General features: G+C 38.1%; 23 protein-coding genes. 20 read left to right on the top strand and 3 right to left on the bottom strand.

The features are described from left to right. The 16 genes from AC1EU0_RS12685 to AC1EU0_RS12610 all read left to right on the top strand — a co-directional run. A partial coding sequence (locus tag AC1EU0_RS12685) for a hypothetical protein (protein ID WP_480302828.1) occupies nt 1-205 on the top strand: 205 nt, incomplete at its 5' end. 40 nt (nt 206-245) lie between these two features. Then, the gene (locus AC1EU0_RS12680) at nt 246-482 is read left to right on the top strand and encodes a hypothetical protein (protein ID WP_480302827.1); all 237 of its coding nucleotides are present in this window, start codon (nt 246-248) and stop codon (nt 480-482) included. Nucleotides 483-612: 130 nt separating this feature from the next. Next, entirely contained in the window at nt 613-1,032 is a 420-nt protein-coding gene (locus AC1EU0_RS12675; RefSeq protein ID WP_480302826.1) for a hypothetical protein, read from the top strand. A gap of 139 nt (nt 1,033-1,171) precedes the next feature. After that, nucleotides 1,172-1,636 (top strand): pyrimidine dimer DNA glycosylase/endonuclease V, encoded by a 465-nt coding sequence (locus AC1EU0_RS12670; RefSeq protein ID WP_480302825.1) that lies wholly within the window; start codon nt 1,172-1,174, stop codon nt 1,634-1,636. Between the two features lie 329 nt (nt 1,637-1,965). Continuing rightward, nucleotides 1,966-2,817, top strand: a complete 852-nt coding sequence (locus tag AC1EU0_RS12665; protein ID WP_480302824.1) for an RluA family pseudouridine synthase — start codon at nt 1,966-1,968, stop codon at nt 2,815-2,817. Nucleotides 2,818-3,048: 231 nt separating this feature from the next. Further along, nucleotides 3,049-3,246, top strand: coding sequence for a YHS domain-containing protein (locus AC1EU0_RS12660; RefSeq protein ID WP_480302823.1), 198 nt, complete (start codon nt 3,049-3,051; stop codon nt 3,244-3,246). Between the two features lie 316 nt (nt 3,247-3,562). After that, nucleotides 3,563-5,104 carry an anthranilate synthase component 1 gene (locus AC1EU0_RS12655; protein WP_480302822.1) on the top strand — a complete coding sequence of 514 codons (1,542 nt, stop codon included), beginning with the start codon at nt 3,563-3,565 and terminating at the stop codon, nt 5,102-5,104. Continuing rightward, nucleotides 5,101-5,688: an aminodeoxychorismate/anthranilate synthase component II gene (locus tag AC1EU0_RS12650; protein WP_480302821.1), complete on the top strand. Its 588-nt coding sequence runs from the start codon at nt 5,101-5,103 to the stop codon at nt 5,686-5,688. The genes AC1EU0_RS12655 and AC1EU0_RS12650 overlap by 4 nt, the downstream gene beginning before the upstream one ends. 1 nt (nt 5,689) lies before the next feature. After that, nucleotides 5,690-6,709 (top strand): anthranilate phosphoribosyltransferase, encoded by a 1,020-nt coding sequence (gene trpD, locus AC1EU0_RS12645; RefSeq protein WP_480302820.1) that lies wholly within the window; start codon nt 5,690-5,692, stop codon nt 6,707-6,709. 2 nt (nt 6,710-6,711) lie between these two features. Further along, nucleotides 6,712-8,100 (top strand): bifunctional indole-3-glycerol-phosphate synthase TrpC/phosphoribosylanthranilate isomerase TrpF, encoded by a 1,389-nt coding sequence (gene trpCF / locus AC1EU0_RS12640; protein WP_480302819.1) that lies wholly within the window; start codon nt 6,712-6,714, stop codon nt 8,098-8,100. 13 nt (nt 8,101-8,113) lie between these two features. Continuing rightward, nucleotides 8,114-9,316, top strand: a complete 1,203-nt coding sequence (trpB, locus tag AC1EU0_RS12635; protein WP_480302818.1) for a tryptophan synthase subunit beta — start codon at nt 8,114-8,116, stop codon at nt 9,314-9,316. A gap of 3 nt (nt 9,317-9,319) precedes the next feature. Further along, nucleotides 9,320-10,126: a tryptophan synthase subunit alpha gene (gene trpA / locus AC1EU0_RS12630; RefSeq protein WP_480302817.1), complete on the top strand. Its 807-nt coding sequence runs from the start codon at nt 9,320-9,322 to the stop codon at nt 10,124-10,126. A gap of 526 nt (nt 10,127-10,652) precedes the next feature. After that, nucleotides 10,653-11,678 (top strand): hypothetical protein, encoded by a 1,026-nt coding sequence (locus AC1EU0_RS12625; RefSeq protein ID WP_480302816.1) that lies wholly within the window; start codon nt 10,653-10,655, stop codon nt 11,676-11,678. Nucleotides 11,679-11,797: 119 nt separating this feature from the next. Beyond that, nucleotides 11,798-12,562, top strand: a complete 765-nt coding sequence (locus AC1EU0_RS12620; RefSeq protein ID WP_480302815.1) for a hypothetical protein — start codon at nt 11,798-11,800, stop codon at nt 12,560-12,562. 289 nt (nt 12,563-12,851) lie between these two features. After that, on the top strand, nt 12,852-13,868 hold the full coding sequence (locus tag AC1EU0_RS12615) for a DUF3549 family protein (protein ID WP_480302814.1): 1,017 nt from the start codon (nt 12,852-12,854) through the stop codon (nt 13,866-13,868). Nucleotides 13,869-13,928: 60 nt separating this feature from the next. Then, nucleotides 13,929-14,288 (top strand): DUF3301 domain-containing protein, encoded by a 360-nt coding sequence (locus AC1EU0_RS12610; protein WP_480302813.1) that lies wholly within the window; start codon nt 13,929-13,931, stop codon nt 14,286-14,288. 838 nt (nt 14,289-15,126) lie between these two features. Here AC1EU0_RS12610 and AC1EU0_RS12605 read toward each other — a convergent pair. Further along, nucleotides 15,127-15,753 (bottom strand): GNAT family N-acetyltransferase, encoded by a 627-nt coding sequence (locus AC1EU0_RS12605; RefSeq protein WP_480302812.1) that lies wholly within the window; start codon nt 15,751-15,753, stop codon nt 15,127-15,129. Nucleotides 15,754-15,971: 218 nt separating this feature from the next. Here AC1EU0_RS12605 and AC1EU0_RS12600 point away from each other — a divergent pair, with 218 nt between their 5' ends. Then, nucleotides 15,972-19,115 carry a hypothetical protein gene (locus tag AC1EU0_RS12600; protein WP_480302811.1) on the top strand — a complete coding sequence of 1,048 codons (3,144 nt, stop codon included), beginning with the start codon at nt 15,972-15,974 and terminating at the stop codon, nt 19,113-19,115. Nucleotides 19,116-19,171: 56 nt separating this feature from the next. On the opposite strand, the gene AC1EU0_RS12595 is transcribed toward AC1EU0_RS12600, so the two are convergent. After that, on the bottom strand, nt 19,172-19,555 hold the full coding sequence (locus AC1EU0_RS12595) for a DUF3192 domain-containing protein (RefSeq protein WP_480302810.1): 384 nt from the start codon (nt 19,553-19,555) through the stop codon (nt 19,172-19,174). Nucleotides 19,556-19,713: 158 nt separating this feature from the next. On the opposite strand from AC1EU0_RS12595, the gene AC1EU0_RS12590 reads away from it, so the two are divergent. Together AC1EU0_RS12590 and AC1EU0_RS12585 are read left to right on the top strand one after the other, a co-directional pair. After that, on the top strand, nt 19,714-20,034 hold the full coding sequence (locus AC1EU0_RS12590; RefSeq protein WP_480302809.1) for a hypothetical protein: 321 nt from the start codon (nt 19,714-19,716) through the stop codon (nt 20,032-20,034). A 2-nt stretch (nt 20,035-20,036) separates the two neighbouring features. Then, a complete protein-coding gene (locus tag AC1EU0_RS12585; protein WP_480302808.1) occupies nt 20,037-20,810 on the top strand; it encodes a Zn-ribbon-containing protein in 774 nt (257 codons plus the stop codon). A gap of 60 nt (nt 20,811-20,870) precedes the next feature. Here AC1EU0_RS12585 and syd read toward each other — a convergent pair whose 3' ends face one another. Continuing rightward, entirely contained in the window at nt 20,871-21,518 is a 648-nt protein-coding gene (gene syd / locus AC1EU0_RS12580) for a SecY-interacting protein (protein WP_480302807.1), read from the bottom strand. A gap of 59 nt (nt 21,519-21,577) precedes the next feature. Between syd and queF the strand changes: the two genes are divergently transcribed. Beyond that, on the top strand, nt 21,578-22,435 hold the full coding sequence (gene queF, locus AC1EU0_RS12575; protein WP_480302806.1) for an NADPH-dependent 7-cyano-7-deazaguanine reductase QueF: 858 nt from the start codon (nt 21,578-21,580) through the stop codon (nt 22,433-22,435). Nucleotides 22,436-22,437 lie beyond the last annotated feature (2 nt).

The following is a 22,437-nucleotide window of genomic DNA, read 5'->3' as shown; positions in this document are numbered from 1 at the left end:
GCCATTAGCTTGTTTGCTTACAAAAAATGGCTCAAATAGTCACTTGCAATTGGTCGTGGCAGTAAAAAATATTCAAGGGTATTGCGTGCCCAAACCTACTAGGTTTAAAGTAACTTCGCATAACAAGGCATTCAAGCCGGAAAAATACTTGTTGGCTTTTTCCGCTGCGCTCCAAAATTATAGCCAACAACCATTTTCCGCTTAATGCGGCGTTAGGTGCCTAAATTGAAAAGGGAAATTTCATCATGGGATTCAAATTTTGGCTTGTTCGAGCAACTACCGTATTTACAGTTGTCTTTTTGTTGTTAGCCGTAATTTATTATTTCAAAGACTATGAAACCAACAAAGCTATTTTGTCAGCAGCAATTTGGTCATTTATAGCAACAAGTGTTTTTATCTGCACAAGACTCTACCATTCTAAAAAAGGTCGTAGTTGTGCAATTTGTAATGACACACCAGATAAATCAAACCCCGGCTCCTAACAAGAAATTCCAGGTGACGCCTACGGCGCTCCTGATTTTGGCGTTATGTTGTAAAGGTATGCGTATAAAAATGAAGACAATTAAAAATATATTTTACGTATCGATCATTACTAGTCTAACGTCTTGCTCGATGAAAACAGTAGAGCTGAAGCATGCTAAAACACCTAGTTTAACGAAAACATGCCGCCATGCGTTTATTGAGTGGCGAGCAGCATCTCATATGGTTGATTACTATAACTATAAATGTGCACAAAGAGCAATAAAACAAGGATACTTGTTAAAGGATACAGCTCTTTCTTCGATAGATTTTACAATACCTGAAGCTCCCTCTGGGTTGCAATGGAGTGAAGCCTTAGCACTAAAAGAATTAAATATTGGAAGAATAACCAAAGAAAAATATGGACATATTTTAGGAATGTTGGAGATGGATTACCGTGCAAAAATTTCAAATGCAATGTCTGAGCTAGAATCAGGAAAAATAACCGCTGAAGAATTCAAGAATATCAAGAAAGAAGCAACCGAAGCATTCGATGGGGAGCCAGCAACATAACAAGCACTCCAGCAGGTCACTCGTTAGTCTTCGTCATTATATTCTAAGCTCCTTATAAAAATATTCACATTTTTTATCTCAGTTAAAATTTTTCAGCATTATACTAATTTTCAAGTTATTCATTAAGTAAGCTAGCAATATGAATATTTTTGTCCTTGATACAGATATAAAAAAATGTGCTGAATATCATTGCGATCAGCATGTAATAAAAATGATCCTTGAGAGCGTTCAGTTACTTTGTACCGCTCTAAATAAAAAGGGGTTTGATACTCCTTATAAATCAACTCATATCAAACATCCCTGTGTATTATGGGTAGAAGAATCTTACGATAATTTTGAATGGCTTAATAAATTAGCTCTTGAGCTTAACAGTGAGTATAAATTTCGATTCGACAAACTAGATGATCACAAATCAATTTCTGTATTAACAAAAATCGAAGAATATAAGTTTGATTGCAAAGGCTTAACGCCGTTTCCTCAAGCGATGCCAGACCAATACAAAGTGGCTAACGATCCTGTTGCAGCATACAGAAACTTTTATATTGGAGAAAAGATGGCATTTGCTAAGTGGTCCAAGCGTCAAATACCTTTTTGGATAAACTAGGGCGTGTTGATCCTTCAGAATTAAATTTTGTGCTATTTGAGCACTTTTCTGTTCAAGGCGTGAGCAGCGACGCTTAGTCATCTAAGTAAGCTGGTCACAACACCGAACAGGAAGTGCTCAAAATCATCGAAGACAGCGTAAATTGGTCACTTCTGCTGCGTTATCGTTTGTTTATGTAGAGTAACTACACCGCACAAATTCTGCCTTGCATAAGATAACCAATTTATCGCTGCAAAAACAATCACGAAAGATCAACACGCCCTAATATTTTGAAAAAAATAGCCTCAATAAGTATATAATAAGCGCCCGCTCTCTTACTTGTTGCAATAATGGATATACTTGAACTTGCTCTGCAAATCGACAGTAGCAATTACCAATGCAAACCAAGTCAAATCTTGGCTTCCTCTTCTAAGCTCTCTCAAGCACAAATAAAAGATGCTATGCAAAAAGGCGCTGTGTGGCTATCAAGGGGAAAAAATAAGCAACGTCTAAGAAGAGCTAGCAAACCATTATTACCCGGCGATAAATTAGAATTAAATTACAACCTTCAACTACTAGAGCAATCCCCACCAGCTCCTTCTTTGATATTTGATGGCGATGTTTTCAGTGTATGGTTTAAACCATATGGGCTTAACTGCCAAGGTAGTCACTGGGCTGATCACCTTAGTATAAACCGATGGGTTGAGATTAACTTCCATAAAATAACCTGTGAAAATGAACGCTCGGTATTTTTAGTTCATAGGCTCGATAGAGCAACCTCTGGATTAATTTTACTTTGCCATACAAAGAATGCGGCGCGTTTATTTTCTGAGATGTTCCAATCTAGAAAAGTAGATAAACGTTATCAAGCCATTGTTCATGGTGATTTTTCTGAAATCCCTGATGACTATTTGGTAGATCAGCCTGTAGATGGTAAACCCTCCTCCAGCCTGTTTTCATTTGTGACAATGAACCACCAATATTCTTTAGTGGGTATAAAATTGCTTACAGGTAGGAAACATCAAATCCGCAAGCACTTAAGCAGCTTCGGCTACCCTATTGTGGGAGATAGATTGCACGGTATTAGTGGAGATGAAGCAAGAGATTTGCAGCTTCAAGCAGTCTCATTAGAATTTATCTGCCCTCTTACCCAAAAACACTATCAATTCAAAGTGGATGATAATTTGAGACTTTCACTTTGAAAGGCTAAAAAAGATCTTATACGCTTTCCCAAGTGTTAAGTTGACAAAATTATCAATTGCATAGATATTAAACACTCTAATCTAACATCGTAAACGAGACATTAGAGCTAAACATCCATGCTCTGGCCTCCAATGAATTATCTGTATAAGATTCGAAGTACCAATCTTAGTATCTTCAAATGGATTAAGGCTATATCTTTTCAAATGTAAAACATATAGGACTTGATTAATATGGCATCAAAAACAATCAATAACTTTTGCCCACGCTCTGGCAAGGCAGTAAAAGAAGATTCGCTAACTGAATATCGTGGTTATATTGTTGGCTTTTGCAATCCGAATTGCCGAGATGATTTTGAAGATAATTTTGAAGAACGGCCCAATGACACCCAATACTTTGATGGTATTTTAAGAAAAAAGTATGACAAATAAACTATTTAAAAATATCTAAAAAACCATACATATCAAATCATTAACTGAAAAACAGCAACTTTAAAAATTCAAAAAGTATAAAAAAGGTTGACACTTAGTACTAGCTAGTGTTTCCTATAAATACATTTTAACTTTATTTTAGTATTTTATTCATGAACTTAAACGCAGCTATTCAAATCATCAACTGGTGGTGGCACTCCCTCAAACGCGGGTGGTGTGAAGCTGTGCAAGCAAAATAAAGCTAACAGAATTCAACAAAAAAGCCCGCTCATAGCGGGCTTTTTTGTTATTTAAATTTTATAAATAGGTGCAACAAATGAAAAGTGAGACTCAGTTTTCAGTCGTGAATAATAAGATTAGTTATCAAACTGATCCCTTAAGCTTGTATCAGTTAGTTACTAAAAATCGAAGCCACTCAATGCTTTTAGAATCTGCTGAAATTGATAGCAAAGCTCACTTAAAAAGCCTAATAATGACTGACGCTGCAATGATGATACGTTGTGAACAGCAATCATTAACCTTTGACGCTCTTACAGAAAATACTCAAAGCTTGTTACCATTCTTAGCGTCCAAATTTTCAGGACTAAATCATCAAATAACAAATAAGCGTTTAACCATTACTATCGAAGCAACTGATGAAATTTTAGATGAAGATCAAAAATTACTTTCTCAGTCTCCATTAGATGGACTTCGTGCTATTTTAAGCTTTGACAATCCTGCTTCCTCGCAAGAACCGATATTTCTTGGTGGAGTGTTCTCTTTTGATTTGATTGCTTGCACCGAGTCCTTACCAGAAGTAGAGCAAGGTGATAACCAAACTCCTGATTATGTTTTTTATCTTGCAGAGCAATTAATCACTTTAGATCACACTCAAAAACAGGCCTACTTGACCACCTATTCATTTAATTTTTCCGAAGCTAATACCAAAAAGTTAGCTGATAGAACTCTGGAAATAATTCAACTTTCAAATGAAAAACCAGAGTCAATCTCCAAAAAAAATGTTAATGCCGATATCAAAGTAAACATCTGCGATGACACATTTAAACAGCATGTTATTGAGCTTAAACAGCATATTGTTGAAGGAGACATCTTTCAAATTGTACCGTCTCGCAGTTTTAGCTTGCCGTGTCCAAACCCACTTGGTGCTTATTGTTCTTTAAAACAAACCAACCCAAGCCCATATATGTTTTATTTTCGCGGGGAGGATTTCACTTTATTTGGCGCTTCACCTGAAAGTGCGCTCAAATATGAAAAAGATACCAATCAAGTTGAAATTTATCCTATTGCTGGCACAAGAAAACGTGGCAAAGATGAACTTGGCAACATTGATTCTGATTTAGATTGCCGTATTGAGCTCGAGCTTAGATTAGACAAAAAAGAGCTAGCTGAACATTTGATGCTAGTAGATCTAGGGCGCAATGATATTGCACGAATCAGCCAAGCTGGAACTCGTAAAGTGCCTGAACTACTTAAAGTTGACCGATACTCGCATGTGATGCACCTTGTTAGCCGTGTTACTGGGCAACTTCAGCCTCAACTTGATGCTCTTCATGCCTACCAAGCCTGTATGAATATGGGCACGTTAACAGGCGCGCCCAAAATTAAGGCAACACAATTAATTAGAGAAGTTGAAAAACAACGCCGTGGCAGTTATGGAGGAGCCGTTGGCTACATAAACTCTCATGGCGATATGGATACCTGCATTGTGATCCGTTCTGCCTATGTTAAAGATGATATGGCTCACATCCAAGCTGGTGCTGGAGTTGTGTTTGACTCAGACCCTCAAGCTGAAGCCGACGAAACGCGACAAAAAGCTCAAGCCGTAATTTCAGCTATCCAACTTGGAGGTGGACTATGAACATTTACTTATTAGATAACTTTGACTCGTTCACCTACAACTTGGTCGATCAATTCCGATGCTTGGGACATCAAGTTTATATTTATAGAAATGATTTACCTGCTGAGTACCTTGCTAAGAAAATACTTTCAGATAATGATGCCATTCTAGTACTTTCACCTGGCCCAGGAACACCTAAAAATGCTGGCAGTATGATGACATTAATCGATATGGTTTCTGGACAATTACCCATTCTAGGAATTTGTTTGGGACATCAAGCCTTAGTCGAACATTATGGTGGTAAAGTGGATAAAGCTCCGAAAGCGGTTCACGGTAAAGCCAGTCCAATCCATCACACCATGCATAGAGTATTTGATAAATTGCCCTCCCCGCTACCTGTTGCTCGTTATCACAGTTTGGTTGCGATTCAAGTTCCTAGTTGCCTAGAGGTCATCGCTTATACCGAAAGCTTGCCGATGGCAATTGTTCATAAACAACTCCCAGTCATTGGTTTTCAGTTTCATCCAGAGTCAATTTTAACCACTCGTGGTAGTGAATTATTAACTCAATCCCTTAATTACTTGATCACTTTTTCAGGAGAGTAAAATGAATAATAGCCAAGCATTAATACAGAAAGTGTTTAAGGGACAAGCTCTTAGCCGTGAGGAGATGAAATACGTTTTTGAGGCCATCATTACCAATCAAATTGGTGATATTCAATTAGCAGGCTTATTGACGGCCATCAAAATTCGTGGGGAAACCATTGACGAAATTTGTGGTGCTGTTGATGCATCTATTGCACATGCAACCCCTTTTGAGCGAAACAAAGCTTGCAACATTGTTGATATCGTTGGTACGGGTGGCGATGGTTTTAATACTATTAATATTTCCACTACTGCAGCATTTGTTGTGGCCGCGGCAGGAGCAAAGGTTGCCAAACATGGAAACAAAGGAGTTTCAAGTAAATCAGGCTCATCTGATGTATTAACCCAATTAGGGGTCGATGTTACCGTATCTCCTGAAACTGCGAGCCAGTTATTATCCATGACAGGGATCAGCTTTTTATATGCTCCAACGTATCATAGTGGGTTTAAACACGCAGCTACGGTAAGACAAGGGTTAAAAACCCGAACCATATTTAACCTACTAGGTCCTTTAGTAAACCCAGCAAGACCCGATGCTATTTTGCTTGGCGTTTATGATGCAAAGTTAGTTCAACCCATCGCTAAAGTATTGCTCGCACTAGATGTAAAACGAGCCATGGTTGTTCACGGAAGCGGTTTAGATGAAGTTGCGATTCATGGCACAACTCAAGTATCAGAAGTTAGTCACGGTGAATTGACTGAATATCAACTCACACCGGAGTCGTTAGGGTTGCCTACCTACCCGATTGAAGCATTGATAGGTGGAACGCCTGAACAAAACGCCAGCATTAGCCGTAAAATTTTATCAGGTAATGGAAGTGAAGCGCACAAATCTGCCGTTGCGGCAAACGCTGGCTGCGCCATTTATCTAAGCGGGTTAGCCGATAACATTCAAATAGGCGTACAACAAGCCTTAGAAATATTAAATACTGATGCTGGTTTTACAAAACTCACTCAGCTTATCGAAAGTTCGGAGAAGTAAGCATGTCCACTATTTTACAAAAAATTGTTGCCACAAAAGCTGAGCATATTGAGCAACTTAAAAAGCGTTATCCCGAATCTAAGTTGCAACCCGAAATCTCTTTAAGAAGCTTGTTTGATGCACTCAAGCAAGAGCCAACAAGCTTCATTTTAGAGTGCAAAAAAGCCAGCCCATCAAAAGGTTTGATCCGTGATGATTTTCATCTAGGCGAAATTTGCAGCATCTACCGACGCTACGCCAGTGCCCTTTCAGTATTAACTGACGAGCAGTTTTTTCAAGGCAGTTTTGAAAATCTAGCCATTGTTCGTAACCTAGTGAATCAACCAATCTTGTGTAAAGACTTTATTGTTGATCCATACCAAATCAAATTAGCGGCACATCATGGTGCTGATGCTATTTTATTAATGCTGTCGGTATTAAGTAATGAGGAATACAAACGTCTATCCAATGTCGCAGAACAATACAAATTAGATATCTTGACCGAAGTTTCTACTGAGGAAGAACTGCAACGTGCTCTGGATTTAGGCTCTGCAATCATAGGTATCAACAATCGTAACTTGCGAGACCTATCCACCAATTTAGAAACCACCACCAAACTTGCACCGAAGATCAGCAAAGACAGAGTAATTATTAGCGAGTCAGGCATTTATACTCACCAGCAAGTGAAACAACTTTCCCCATTGGTTAATGGCTTTTTAGTAGGAAGCTCATTAATGGCTGAGGCTGATTTAGACCTTGCTTGTCGCCAATTGGTATACGGCAACAACAAAGTTTGCGGTATTACTCGTATAGAAGACAGCTCTGCTGCAGCCAATGCTGGAGCGACTCATATCGGGTTTATTTTTACTCCTAAATCCCCTCGGTATATTTCACCTGAAACCGCTGCGGCTATTGCCGAGCATCATCGTCATGCTCAAAGAAGTCTGAAATTTGTGGGTGTGTTTGTTGACCAAAGCATTAATGAAATAGTCTCTCTTAGTCAACGTTTAGGTTTACACTCGATTCAACTTCATGGAAAGGAGACATCCGAATTTATTCAGCAGCTCAAAGCAAGACTGGCTATTGCGGATCTATCGACCCAAGTAACCAAAGCCGTAGCAATAGATGAAAATGATCAACTTCACTACATAGCTGATAATGCAGATCGATTACTCTTGGATACCAAAAATAAAGAACAATTTGGTGGTACTGGAAACACATTTAACTGGAACCTTGCCATACAAGATAAAGCTGACGCTTGGTTAGCAGGTGGATTGACTCCCGAAAATACTGCTGAAGCCATGAATCAAGGATTTTACGGATTAGACTTCAACTCTGGTGTTGAAGTATCTGCCGGTATAAAAGATGCCCATAAAATCCAACACGTATTTACTACATTAAGAAATTACTAAGGCCTGAATCACCATGACAACATTTAAATTGGATTCTTATTTCGGTGAGTTTGGTGGCGCATTTGTTCCACAAACCTTAATGCCAGCACTACAACAGCTTGAACAAGCTTTTATTGATGCACAATCAGATCCTGAATTTCAACAAGAGTTTCTGGGATTACTAAAAGATTATGCAGGCCGCCCTACTGCGCTCACTTTAACTCGAAATTTTAGCCCTAACCCCAAAGTGAAAATTTACTTAAAAAGAGAAGATTTACTTCATGGTGGTGCTCATAAGACCAATCAGGTTCTTGGTCAGGCTTTGTTAGCTAAACGTATGGGAAAAAATGAAATTATTGCCGAGACTGGTGCGGGGCAACATGGCGTAGCAACAGCCTTAGCCTGTGCTTTACTTGGCTTGAAATGCAAAGTGTATATGGGCGCAAAAGATGTAGAGCGTCAATCTCCGAATGTATTCCGTATGAAATTAATGGGAGCTGAAGTAATACCAGTGACGTCTGGTGCTGCAACTTTAAAAGATGCTTGTAACGAAGCCATGCGTGACTGGACTGGCAATTACGATAAAGCCCACTACTTACTCGGTACCGCTGCTGGCCCTCATCCATATCCGACGATCGTTCGAGAATTTCAAAAAATGATCGGCGAAGAAACCAAGCAACAAATTTTAGAAAAAGAAGGTAAATTACCTGATGCCGTCATCGCCTGTGTGGGTGGTGGGTCTAATGCTATTGGATTGTTCGCTGACTTCATAAAAGAAAAAGACGTAGCTTTAATTGGTGTAGAGCCTGCGGGGAAAGGTATTGATACCCCTATGCATGGCGCACCATTAACCCAAGGAAGGACAGGGATTTTCTTTGGTATGAAATCACCCCTGATGCAAGATGAGCATGGTCAAATAGAAGAGTCTTATTCTGTCTCTGCGGGTCTAGATTTTCCCTCTGTAGGTCCTCAACATGCAGAGCTTCATGCTTCAGGTCGTGGAACTTATGTTTCTGCTACTGATGACGAAGCACTAGACGCATTTCAATTATTAGCCAAATCTGAAGGTATTATTCCTGCGCTAGAATCATCACATGCTTTAGCTTATGCCTATAAGATGGCGCAGCAAGCAACAGAAGAAACTCTCCTTGTTGTGAATTTATCTGGTCGTGGTGATAAAGATATTTTTACCGTATCCAAACTTCTTGAAAATCAAACGTCAATCCTTGAGGAATAAACCATGAGCCAAACTCGATATCAAAAAGCTTTCGAGGATTTACAAGTTAAACAACAGGGTGCGTTCATTCCTTTTGTTACTATTGGTGATCCTGATTTAAACCAATCATACAAGGTGATCAAAACCTTGATAGAAGCTGGAGCAGATGCCTTAGAGTTAGGACTGCCATTTTCTGATCCTCTTGCTGATGGACCTGTAATACAAGGCGCTAATCTTCGAGCCTTAAATGCAGAGGTTACACCCAAAGATTGTTTTGAATTATTAGCTCAAATTAGATCAGAGTTTCCAAACATACCTATGGGGCTACTAACCTACGCAAATTTGGTTTATAGCAACGGAATAGATAATTTTTATACCGATTGCCAACAAGCAGGCGTTGATTCAGTGTTAATCGCTGATGTACCTGTTGAAGAATCCACCGAGTTTAAGCAAATTGCCAAAGCACATGACATTGCCCCCATATTTATCGCTCCACCGAATGCAGATGAAGAACTGCTTAAGCACATTAGTGAAATTGGTGAAGGCTACACATATCTACTTTCACGCGCTGGAGTAACAGGCACTGAAACTCAAGCTGGAATGCCAATCGAGCACATTTTATCTAGCCTTAAGCGACATAATGCATCACCAGCTATTTTAGGCTTTGGCATATCCAAACCTGAGCAAGTCAGTCAGGCGATAGCATCTGGTGCTGCAGGGGCAATTTCTGGCTCTGCAGTGGTAAAAATTATCGAAACAAATGTAACAAAGCCAGATGTCATGCTCACCGAGCTCAGTAAGTTTGTTGCAAAAATGAAAGCTGCTACTTAATTAAAAGCGGTAACATATCTCATTTAGCATATCTGCCACTCCTGCCTAGGGGGCGTTCCCAATTAGATTTTTGATTTGCTGCAGTTAATTTTGTGGTTAAACAAGGCGGAAAATGTGCAGTGTAGTTACTCTACATAAACATTTGACAACGCAGTTTAAACACAAAAGAAACGCAGCCCTTCGGGTTACGCCTAAAATTTGCAAACTCTGCGTTACTCATCTTTCGTTTAGCCCGCTAAACTTCATTCTTCGTGCCTTGATTTTGCAAATTTTAGGCTGTAACAAATCAAAAAGTCTTTAATTGGGAACACCCCCTAGGCAAGTCTGATGCATGTGTTTGCCCTAGACTTACCTACGCAGAGATGACAAAAAATATAGGCAAAATTAAATCACTCTAGGGACGAGGCATTAAATCCGGATATATTAAAAAACGGAATGTTAAACATTAACTATTTCCAATAAGGTTCTGAAAAATTCAAAAATAACTATAATTAAGACATGATGAATGCCAATTTGTGAATTTCAAATGTCAGTCCCACCATCTCAAAAACCATTTCCAGATCTAGACACAGCTTTTAAAGCCACAGCAAAAATTCTAATGGAAAAAAGTAACAGTCAAATTAAATCAACAGGAAGCTATGAAGACACGTGCTACTTTATAAACCCTTCAAAAACAGGACCTCACCGTATTAAATCATTTGATGTAAAAAGAGTAAGAGGTGAATGTTTTCATGTTGTTGATGAGAGGTCTTTGCTTGACAAATTAGTGTTCTTTTTTAAATCAATCTTTGCAAGTGAATCATCACCTATTGTCGTTGCAAGGTCGGAAGGTGCACGACAATTTGAAGCCCAACTGAACTCATTCTATGCAATTTCATCGGCAAGCACACCACCTGCAGTCTCAAAAATTTTATCGTTAGGAGAACAACTCTCTCCAGTAACCACAACGGAGTATCAACCTACAACTCCCATTTTCATGAATGGCACTTTATATCCCCAAGGAGAACTAGTTGAAAAAGTGGATGAAAATAATCCTAAAAATAGGCATAGATATCTTACCCAAGAGCAAAGAGATTTTATAAAGTGGGCAAAAGAAGTTAACTATACACTTGATCAAAGCACTTTAAGCCGTTTAACTAAAACCAAAGCAATCAAACAAAAAAATTGGAATATAGCTCAGGTTGACAGCTTATTAGCTTCTGCTTCAAGGAGAACTCAATCAATTTCGCCTGAAGAAGCTCTTTGTTTATTTGAACTCCACAAGCTTATAAAACAGGACTATAAAAAAGCCTATCGTTTGAGGAAGGACATTTTACGCAATGAAGGAATGAAAGCTGCTATTCTTGAAGGTGCGTTCATTCATCAATTAGCACAATCTCTCCGTATTGCCCCTATTCTATCTAAAGAAACAAGTGAACAAAATAAAGAAATTGTATTAAAAGCGCAATTGGAATGGGTTTTGGCTAATGAAAGCAATGAACTTTCTCCAAACCTCATTCTGTACCTCAAAGAAGCAAAAAGCTTGCATGCTCGCCAAATAAAACAACTGTGAATATAACGCTGAATGTAACCGCCCATGGCAGGATATGAATTAATTTTTCTTCACTATATGTGGTGAGTAAACTGAATGCTTGTTAGGATGAATCCTCGGTTTTACTGTCGAATGAAAATATGAAAACAGTCAAATCAATCTGCGCATTAGGCCTAATTTGCAACTGTATCTCATACACTGATGCAGCTCCGATAGACATCTATGCTGAGCCAGCGGGTAGCTATCACCCTCTAAGCCAAGTTCAAATATACGATCTCAATACACAAACCCCAATTAACAGCCAATATGATGGACGTCTTTACCATTTCGATTATCAAACGGGTGATGACTTAAGTATTTTATTTACCCACAAAGGCTATAAAACAAGTCAGTCGGGAACATTTCACATAACAGATAAGGGATATACTGGCGATCACAATCTTATTTCATGGCAACCCATTAATACTTACTTGTGGTGGCTATTTAAGCATGCCGTCGAATTAGATGCTAAGACAAAAATAAAAGCTGGCTACTGCCAGGTATTAACGACGATAACAGCTTACAACAAGACTCTAGACGATGATCCACAAGGTGAGCCCAATGCTACAGCATATCTTGTAAATCTTGACTCTTCGATTCACCAAAAGAGCAATGATAAGATTTTTTATTTTGGAATACTAGATGGCAAAACCCTGCCAATTCCCGGCCTCACAGAGACCACTGAAGATGGCGGTGTTCTCTTTATAAATGTTCCATCAGGTAAATATAAAATTGTCACAGAAAAGGCTGGAGTCAATTTCAGTCGCCCTGAGTTCACGTGCAATCCTGATTATTGGAAAAACCAAGGGGACGACACAATATTAATTAATATAAGCCCACCTCAAGGCCCCACAGTATTACTTTAAAGTTACTAAAACTTAAAACTAGGCAAGCAAAAATAATACAATATACCAAACTAAAGCTCTACACAGGCCAAGGTATAACTACACCTCACTGTAATTTAAAGATTATTTGCACTTAAATTCAAAATACTTCAATATGCCGCAGCTAAACGTTAATGTGTAGAAAACAGGTAAACACAGCTATAGCTATTGTTTTCACATTAAAAGAAACCATATTCTAAGTAAGAAACAACATACGAATTACAGGTTTATCCAGTCAAAGATAAATCCACTCGTTTTTTGAGTATCCAAAATGACAGAAATCACCACCCTAAGCCAATTTTTAACTACTGCTCAAACTCAATTTCAAATCTATGATTTAGGTCGACGCGTCCAACATATCGACATAATGGCGTTTCATCAAATTGAGTCTCTTAAAGCGCCTTATCCATATCCAATTCAAGGTCATGCGCAATTTGCAGTAGTCTTTTGGAATGAAAACAAACAACCTTATATTTGGTTTATTAAGCTAGCGTTAGACGAACGAGGTTTGTTTGTTCCAGCCGCTCGCTCTCAATTCATCCAAATGATTTTAGAAGCGCTTGGACGCGATCCAACACAACCACTAACTGAACAACAGCAGCAAGCGTTAGCGAATAACCCATTTAGCTTTAAACCAAGCCAAGAAAAGCTCGCCGTATTCAATGCCCTTGTAAGAAAGCAGTTAGGTTTACCCGCTTCATCTCAATATGAATCAGCCATTCAATATTTATCTGGTCAAATGCCGAAAGAAAATTGGGAGTATATTGGTCTACAAGGTATAGCTGATGTGTGTGTGAGAGCGAAACAACTGGATCATGAACAACACATTTTAAATGGATTGGAAAATAGTGCTATTGAAGTACAAGGAGCCTTGTGTCAATGCCTTGAGCACATGGATATTTCTGATGATATAGCAAAGCTCATTTATGATGCTTTTGTTAACTCATTTGAAGATTTAACTCTACCTTTATTAAGAGCTTTAGCAAGCCATAAAGATTACTCTCAAAAAGCAGTAATGCATTTGATAAAACAACGAAAGCTCAGCCTTGATTCAATTTTGGTAACGATTGCAGCAAGAAATTGGTCGGTATTGTCTAATGAGCAAATACGTTTGGCTTATTTAGAAGCACTAGCACTGCAATCACAAACGTTTTTCAACCAAGTTTTTACAGATTTAGTAGCGATACCGCAGTTACGAAATGCTATGCTGGGTGAACTAAGAAATCCACAGCGAAGTGAAACATTATCAAAAGCTATTGGTGGATTGTTTAAAGCAACAAGTCACTAATAAAAATTTAAACTGGATTGGTAGTTCAAGAACTACCTTCCGTTAAAGGATTAAATAACAATGATAGATTTACTGTTGATTTTGGCCATTTTTTTGATTGCCGCTTTTTTTTGGCAACTTCGACAAATGGCTGAAAACAGTCGTTTATTTGCTGAAAGAGAAGCAGCAAAGCAAAATGTTCAGATGTTAACAGTTGCTATGTCATCTGCTCGCCCTTCATTTGGCGGCAATACAGGCTTATGTTGGAAAGCAAACTTTATCTTAGAATTCAGCACTGATGGAATTGATCAACACCAAGCCAACTTCATCATGCTTCATAACAGAGTTTTATCTGTTGATTGGCCAGTATTCCCTGAACCTGAATGGCAACAAGCTCCAACAAACCGAGGGAAGATCGGTAGTTGTAGTTTGCGAAGGTAGAAAACACAAAAAGAAGGGGCGTAATCTTGCGATTACGCCCCTTTGTTCTCTGTTAAGCTATCCCGCTATTATTGTGCTCCCTGCACCATCCATGCGTATAAGTTGCATCCATGCGTTACCACATCCATGACCCTTCCTTGAATCCTTGTACTTTCGTACAATCCTTTTCCTTGGTTTTCCTTTGACCAAGCATGCTCTATCCTGAGCGTGTCCAGATTCATCCTTGAGAAAGTCTATCCGTGATTTACAATCAATACTTCACTGTAATCAACTGTCCGTGTAACTGAAATTCCTTGTTGTCATCCATGCTGTTAACTATCCTTATTAACTGCTTCCATGCCAACTATTCCATTTACATCCTTGATACAACTTCCGTATCAGTGCAACCTCAATTAAACTATAGAACTAAAACTTAAACTCTGCTCAATCAAAACATAAATTTTTAATCTATAAGTAAAGCATTCCATTGCTTTGAAGCAATCCTTGCTCCCAAATCCTTTGCTTACTTTAGTAAGAAGTCCTTTTCTTTGTTGGAGCTATTCTATGAAATTTAACCCTCAAAAACAGAGTGAAAACTCATTAGTAACAATTTCAAATGTGTGTTGTTTGTATGTTAAATTAGAGCTTTAATTCTATCACCATGAAATATATAGAGTTTTTATTGATGCAATATTTTAGATAAGAAATACCACTCAAGTAAGTCTCTAGGTAATCTCACGACAATGTAAGACATATCTCACAAGGCGATCAGACTTTTGATATTAAAAACATTCATCGAGGTTCGAGAGCCTATTAAAAATTTAGGCTCTGAATGATATACAACCTAATTTATAACCAGTTAAGGCCTATGAAATAACAGATCACCTTCAACATTATTGATGTTAATTGAAGATAATTGCTCAAACCCCGTATTAATGAAGAGCTCATAATGTGCTTCTTTCGTAACAAACACACCTATACCATCAACGCCTGGCTGCTCATCACACCAACTTAGAACGGCATTAACTAAAGTGCGACCAAATCCTTTGTTTTGTTCATTTGGTGAAACAGCGATAAATTGGAGTATTCCACAACGTCTACTTGGTAGGAGTTGAAGCATATGAGACTCTTTTTGCATGATGGCTTGAGTCGAGCCCCAACCAGCACTTAACACCATTTTTAATTTCCAATCCCAAACTCTATCCTCACCTAAAGGAACATCTTGAGTCATAACGCAAGCAACACCTAACATACGCTCGCCGTCAAAGAACCCAATTAAAGCTTGTTCTTGTTTCCATAAGGTGTGGAGTTCCTCTCGAATCGCTGCACGCAATTTTTCTTGATAACTTACTTCATTGTCTTTGCCTAAGGCTTCAATAAAGAAAGGGTCGTCATAATAGGCGTTATATAAAATAGAGGCGGCAATTCTCAGGTCTTCAGCGGTAAGGTAAACAGCACGGCACTTCTCTATCACTTGAGTATCCATTCTACGAGTCTCGATAAAGTGTATGGTTTTATCAATGTATCAAGTTGATAGAAAAGTGCAAATTTAGAACGTTTAAACCCATGCTCTCAATCTAAACCGATAACATAGAGCTTAATCAAGGATAGAAATGAACCCGTTAAATCAGCATGAATGATTATTAACTTCACCAAAAAGAGTCTTAGGTTAAAATAGTAAAAATTCTTATATATTAGTATCTTATGGCTGCTGACTGCAAATTTCCTCTCCTTCCATTTAATGCTAGACACGCATTGTGTAATTTTCGAGACGACTTAGCGAAGGTCGAATGTGATAAATCAGTTGATTTGAGTTGCGAGTTTCAAACGGGAGGACAGACATATCATGTTTCTTTGCATTGCTCAGAAAACAGCATAGTCGTAGAGCATCAAGTAGAAACTAAATACTTATTGAGTTTTTTCAACTCAATAACAGAAGAAGGCGAATTTCGCTTATCAACGCCTTTAAACCCTAAAAATATGTCATGCCGAATGTTTGAGTATCTTGTGTCATCACCGGACTGCCCTGTAAAACTTGCGGCTAGTTATCTATCAAACATGCCTTTAAACTCCGTTAATATGTTATTGCGCTCTATTCCTTTTGAGCGTCAAAAGGAGTTATGCAAAGAAATCCTATTAATATTTTCTGAACGTAGACGATGCCGTGATTGTCAGTACAATCTAGCTGAATTTATTGAGGCCATACAAGGATGTGAAGAGCTCCTGAATGCGTTCCAACATTCCTGCGAACAACTCTCAATTATTGACGTAAAAAATATCGCTCTTACCAATGAGTGCAACCTAAGAAGTTTTTTTACACAATTCCCAGTATCAACTCTTTTCAGATTCTCTTGTGCCACACAAAATAGTCAATTAAAAATTACCTACCTACAAGCAGCAACCCACAGTTTAATCGCTTTACTTCAACGGTCTGAAAATAAGGCTGGTATACTCGACCAAGTAATGGTGAATATTAAGCAGTACCTTTCACTCAACCAAGCACTATTTTTTGTCAATCATTGTCGAGGTTATTCACTCGAAGATGTCACAGGCGTGCTAACTGTCGACGACTTAGTCTCAGCTTATACAAACACTGACATTAGTGAACTTAATATTGATAGACGTTGCTTGGTTGTCCAGTTATGTAAAAGCTTAAACACTGCAACAATGGTTGATTTTGTTCTTGAGTTAAGCGAACCTCATCAACAAAATATCATTCCAAAACTTGGTGTTAGTTGTCATGGTGCACTTCTTGATAGGCTTGCCTTACAACCCAAAACTCACCGAACTACAAATAATAAAATTCTTTCGATTTTAAAGCTGATACCTGAAGAGAAATTAATTTTTTCACTGAATTCAGCCACGGCAAATACGATTTCGCTAATAACAAAAACGGCAGTTCTCAATCGTTATATTTCGCGAGTTATAAAAGACAAAGCGCATCATGACTTATACCTAATAGAATTTTCTCCTGCATGTTTATCTCTCATTCAAAAGGTCTTTCAACAATCTTCAATCGTTGAAAAAAGGGAATGGGTCACAAGTTTACTGGCGAAACACAGACTCGATAAAGAATCTGCAGAACATATATGTCAATTATTATTCTGCGCGAAAGAAAGCCCTTACCAAGTCGTATCAAGTCCTTTAGCACTTTATCGGTTATCACATTTTTTATCTCAAGCTGAAAAAAAGAAACTATTAGCCTCTTTAACGGTAAGTCAATTAATTTGTTTTTTTAATTGCGCCACCAACAACACGCCGGGTTTAAAGCCAAATACAATCAATGGGTTGTATTGCCTGTTAACGACCGAAAGACAACAAGAGTTACATGAAATATGTGCTTCATCCCAAAAAGAAGAACAAGCCCGTTGGTATTTCGAAGCTGAACTTTATAAAAAAAATTATCCACTTATTTTTAAACTCATTGAAACCAACCAATTCACTAATTCGTTTACATCCGTAAAATCTTGTATCGATATATGTAAGAAACTGATAGAAAACGATGACATCGATAAATTAACTTATTTTGTATTGGAACTGCCCAATTTATGCCAAGATTTCAAGTCCGTTTTACCTGAAATTCCCGCTCTACCTCTTTCTAGAGTCTTAAAGAAAGTTGATAAATCCAAAAATGCCAAAGCACTGATTAGGCTATTAGAAGGATATGCACGGTATACTGACTCACCTAAGATTTTTTATGCATCCTTGATTCTATTACCTATTCGCTCTCAGAATGCTGTCATAAAAGTCATCCCTGCAGATATTCTGAATAGAATGTGTCAATGGGTACCTCAACTCGCTGTCTTAGCCATAAATTTCTACTCAACCAATAATAAACCCGCTTTAAAAGTTATATGCCTAAAACTTTCAAATGCGATGCTTGAAAAGATCCTTGAAGAGTCTCCAATGCATATAAGAGTTATCGTATGTAGCTACGTAAAATCATCAGTATTATCGGAATACCTACTATCCAGTCAATTTAAACACAGTCAGTTTCACTCCTGGCTGCCTGATCTTCCTAGGCAACAATTAAAACTGGCTTTTCAACTTATTCCCATCAAAGATTTATGCGATTACATAAAAACGTTGGGAGAACCGTACATTATTAAAAATAGTGAGGTTCTCGGTTTCCTTTCAATTGAGCAAAAATCGGAATTAATCAGCTCTGAAAACATTGCGCCTAATGTCAAGCTCGCCTTATTGGATACCATGTCTCTCCCACAAATAGAAAGATCATTAGTGACTCTTGAGCAGTTGTGCTTTTTTAGCAAAATTCCGATTATCCTTCCCCAAGAACAAGTAGTAACAAATATCAATGATCAAGATATGGATCTTTCTCAGGATGTTAGTGATTCAGAAAATACTGACGACGTTGACGTTGAAAGCTGCGGATCGGATATGGAAATTGAAAGCCAAAGTTTAAGCTCAAGTGATACTGGCTTTAACAAAAAAGTGCAAAGCACGCACTCTAGTGAAGGCGACACAAACATTACGCAATTACGGTACGAACCACTTATTCGAAAGGTGAGCTCTTTACCTATAGATTTACGGGCAGAACGTTTAAACCAGTGGTTTATGTATGCAGTGAACGACCTGAACCGCCGTGCAGCAATCGCAATTGCCATTATTCTAGAAAATTCAAACGCTTTACAAAAATGCGAGTTACTCTCAAGATGTGATCCAGAGCTCGTAATGACGTTTTTAAGAATGCATAAAGCGCATAATCATGAGGTAATTCAAATACTTTACAAGTCACTACCACAACTTAAAAAGTCACATTCTGTGCGTGGGATAAAAGATCAAAAAGATTACTTTATGCCTCTTTTAGAACAAATTGTGACAAAATAATAGCCTCATTGCTATAACTGAGGCCATTACTCTACAGCGTAATATGTTTTGTGAGATTAAAACTTCGCCAATTGGTAAGCCTTGTCACCCCAACCCACTACTTGACCATTTTTAATTACAACAGGTGTACATTCATCTTTAGTGGTGATCGAATCCGAACTAATGTGCTGAGTTCGGTAAAATAAGACTTGAATTTCGTGCTTAGACTCACCCTTATTTTCAAGGTAAGCCTCATTGATATCAGGGTTACCCATTAAATTAATGACTTGTTGATAATCCATCCCCATTTTTAGCTGAGCAATATGCATTCGGTTTTCTTTTTGTCTTTTTTGCCAGCTTGATGAGTAACTACTATGCTCGCCATCTCCGCCAATGCTTACTACGCAACCCGACAACATAGATACGCTTAAAACAGCTGCAAATAACATTTTTATTTTCATCTTTAACTTCCTTTGTGTTAAGTTCACTATCTTTCACACAAGCCGTTAAGCATGAAATAAGCCAAATCTTTTACGCATTGATTTTAAAGCCTTTTTATAGAGGCGCTTTATTTTTTATTAATAGAAGAAATACAATTTTTAGTAAAAAGCACTAACTTATGAGCGAAATTAACCAAGTTCTTCAATTTGCCAAACGCCTTTATGCATCAGGAAAAAAACCTACCACGGCATTATTAAAAGCTAAATTAGGTAAAACGATTCCTATGCCGATGATCTTAAAAGGTTTGCAACAATTTAATTCTCTCTCTGAGCAAGACATTAAGGAATTGGCTAGTGATGAAAATACTGTTGTGACAACAAACAGAGAAGTCAGCCTTTCACTGGAAGAGCAAATAAAGATACTCCAGCAGCAAGTTATCCAATTACAATCTCAACAATCCTTGTTATTAAACCGTATAGAACAGTTAGAAAAGCAGTAATAATGTACGTTATCGAATTAAGATTTGAGTGTTTTGACAACACTACTATTAGCATTGCCGAAAAGGCGATTAACAATTATCTCGAAGCATTACGAGCCAATGGTCAGGTACTGGGCAGGGAATTTGCAGTTGCCTTTAACGAAGGTGAATTTAGATGTCGCTTATTAGTGCCAGAAAAATCCAGTCTTAGCCAAAGACACAGTAGCCCATGGGTAAAATATGCGTTAGAAGGGCTTACTGAAGCAAAAATACTCGCACCTAGAGAAAAGTTTATCGGCCAAGACATTAACTCTGAAACTTCAACCACTGAAAAACCAAGCTGGCAGCTTCTGTATACCAGCTATGTGCATATGTGTTCACCATTAAGAAGCGGTGATACATTGCAACCTATACCTCTATATCAAATTCCAGCCACCTTTAATGGTGATCACAAACAAGTGATTCGCTGGCAAACCGAATGGCAAGCTTGCGATGAAATCCAAATGGCGGCTGCAACTAAAGCCGAATTTGCTTCAGCCTATGAAATTGGTAATGTTGACAGTGACTTATGTCGTAGAGGCTGGGGAATAAGAGGGAGAATAGAATACTTAACTAAAATTCCCACTTACTACTATTTATATCGAGTAGGTGGTACTAGCTTGAAAGAAGAACAGAATCGCCCTTGCCCACGCTGCGGCAGCCAAGATTGGAAACTCGATGAGCCGTTGTTAGATTTATTCCACTTTCACTGTGAGAAATGCCGAATTGTTTCGAATATTTCTTGGGATTTTTTGTAACTCTAAAACAATGTTTCTGTGGAAGAGTTTAGTTATTTCCACAGACGCATTGAATTTAGGCTATGCCTTCCCTCTCAAATTATTCCACATACGCTTAAAACTTGAGAATATTCCCGGATGCTCAATGTATTCTTCTGCCATTTGTGGTTTTTCAGGAGCCATTATTCTTGGTTTAATCTCAGATATAAAATCAGCTAAAGAATCAGCTAATTTTATTGTAGGAATTTCTCCCGGAGTTTCTATCCACACACTGCCATCATCATTATTTACGGTTATCATTTGATCATTTTGTTCAATGGTGCCGATAAACCAAGTCAAAGGTTGTTTAAGTTTCTGCTTCATCATCAAATGACCAATAGTGTTTTGTTGTAACAACTCAAAATCATTTTGATTCCAAGCTTGTATAAGCTCACCATTCCCCCATTGCGAATCAAAGTTTAGGTGGGCTGAAAACCAATAACCATAAAAAGCATTGATATCCGCATGCATCGCGATTGATAATGCTGTTTCTACATTAGAGAAACTACCATTTTGTTGGCGTTTGACAGGCTTCCACTGCACTGACTTTTCATGGTTCCCTTTATATTCCTCTATGATGCAGTCAGATTGCTCACCCATAGGATAAAAACGCGGTGCTTCAGACAGCGCTTGTTGATAACAATCATGATATCTATTAAAAAATTCTTCTAAAGCAGTGAGACAAGACACTTAAGCACAACCCAAAATTCAGTATAATATCCCTCTATTTTGACACGGAAATTGTATTGATGACACAAAATCACGATCCCTACAGCGAAGCAAAAGAACTCAAAGGGTTAACTTTAGGCCAATCTGCACAATATGAAGCCATTTATAACCCTGATGTTTTGCAAGCCGTTCCACGTAAATTAAATAGGGATGCTATCGAGCTAACCACAGAACTGCCTTTTCATGGCGTCGACGTTTGGACAGGATATGAGCTATCTTGGCTGAACGCTAAAGGTAAACCTATGGTTGCGATTGTCGAATTTTATGTTGACTATCAATCTGAAAACTTAATCGAATCTAAGTCGTTTAAGTTATACCTCAACACGTTTAATCAAACTCGTTTTGATTCTGTTGAAGATGTTGCCAAAGTAATGACCAAGGATTTATCCGAATGTGCTCAAGGTAATGTAGAAGTAAAAATTATTGAACCAAAGCAATTTGGTAATCAGAGAATTGCAACACTTCCAGGCACTTGCATTGATGATCTAGATATCGAAGTTAATGATTATCAGTTCAATGCAAAATACTTGATGGATAGCACTGACGAGGGGCAATTGGTTGCTGAAACTCTGAATTCTAACCTTTTAAAGTCGAACTGCTTAATCACTACCCAACCAGATTGGGGTAGCTTGATGGTCCGCTACCAAGGACCCAAAATCGACCGTGAGAAACTATTGCGCTACTTAATTTCATTCAGAGAACACAATGAATTTCACGAGCAATGCGTTGAGCGTATTTTTGTAGATTTAAAGCGTTTCTGTAATTGCAGCAAATTGACCGTTTTTGCACGATATACTCGTCGTGGTGGCTTGGATATCAATCCTTATCGAAGTGATTTTGAGCACTTAAATGACAATGTACGTTTAGCGCGTCAATAGTA

Source organism: Parashewanella sp. 2210YD4-3, from assembly GCF_056591735.1.
Note: the sequence above shows the minus strand (reverse complement) of the source record. Positions and strands in the feature narration are given on the sequence as shown.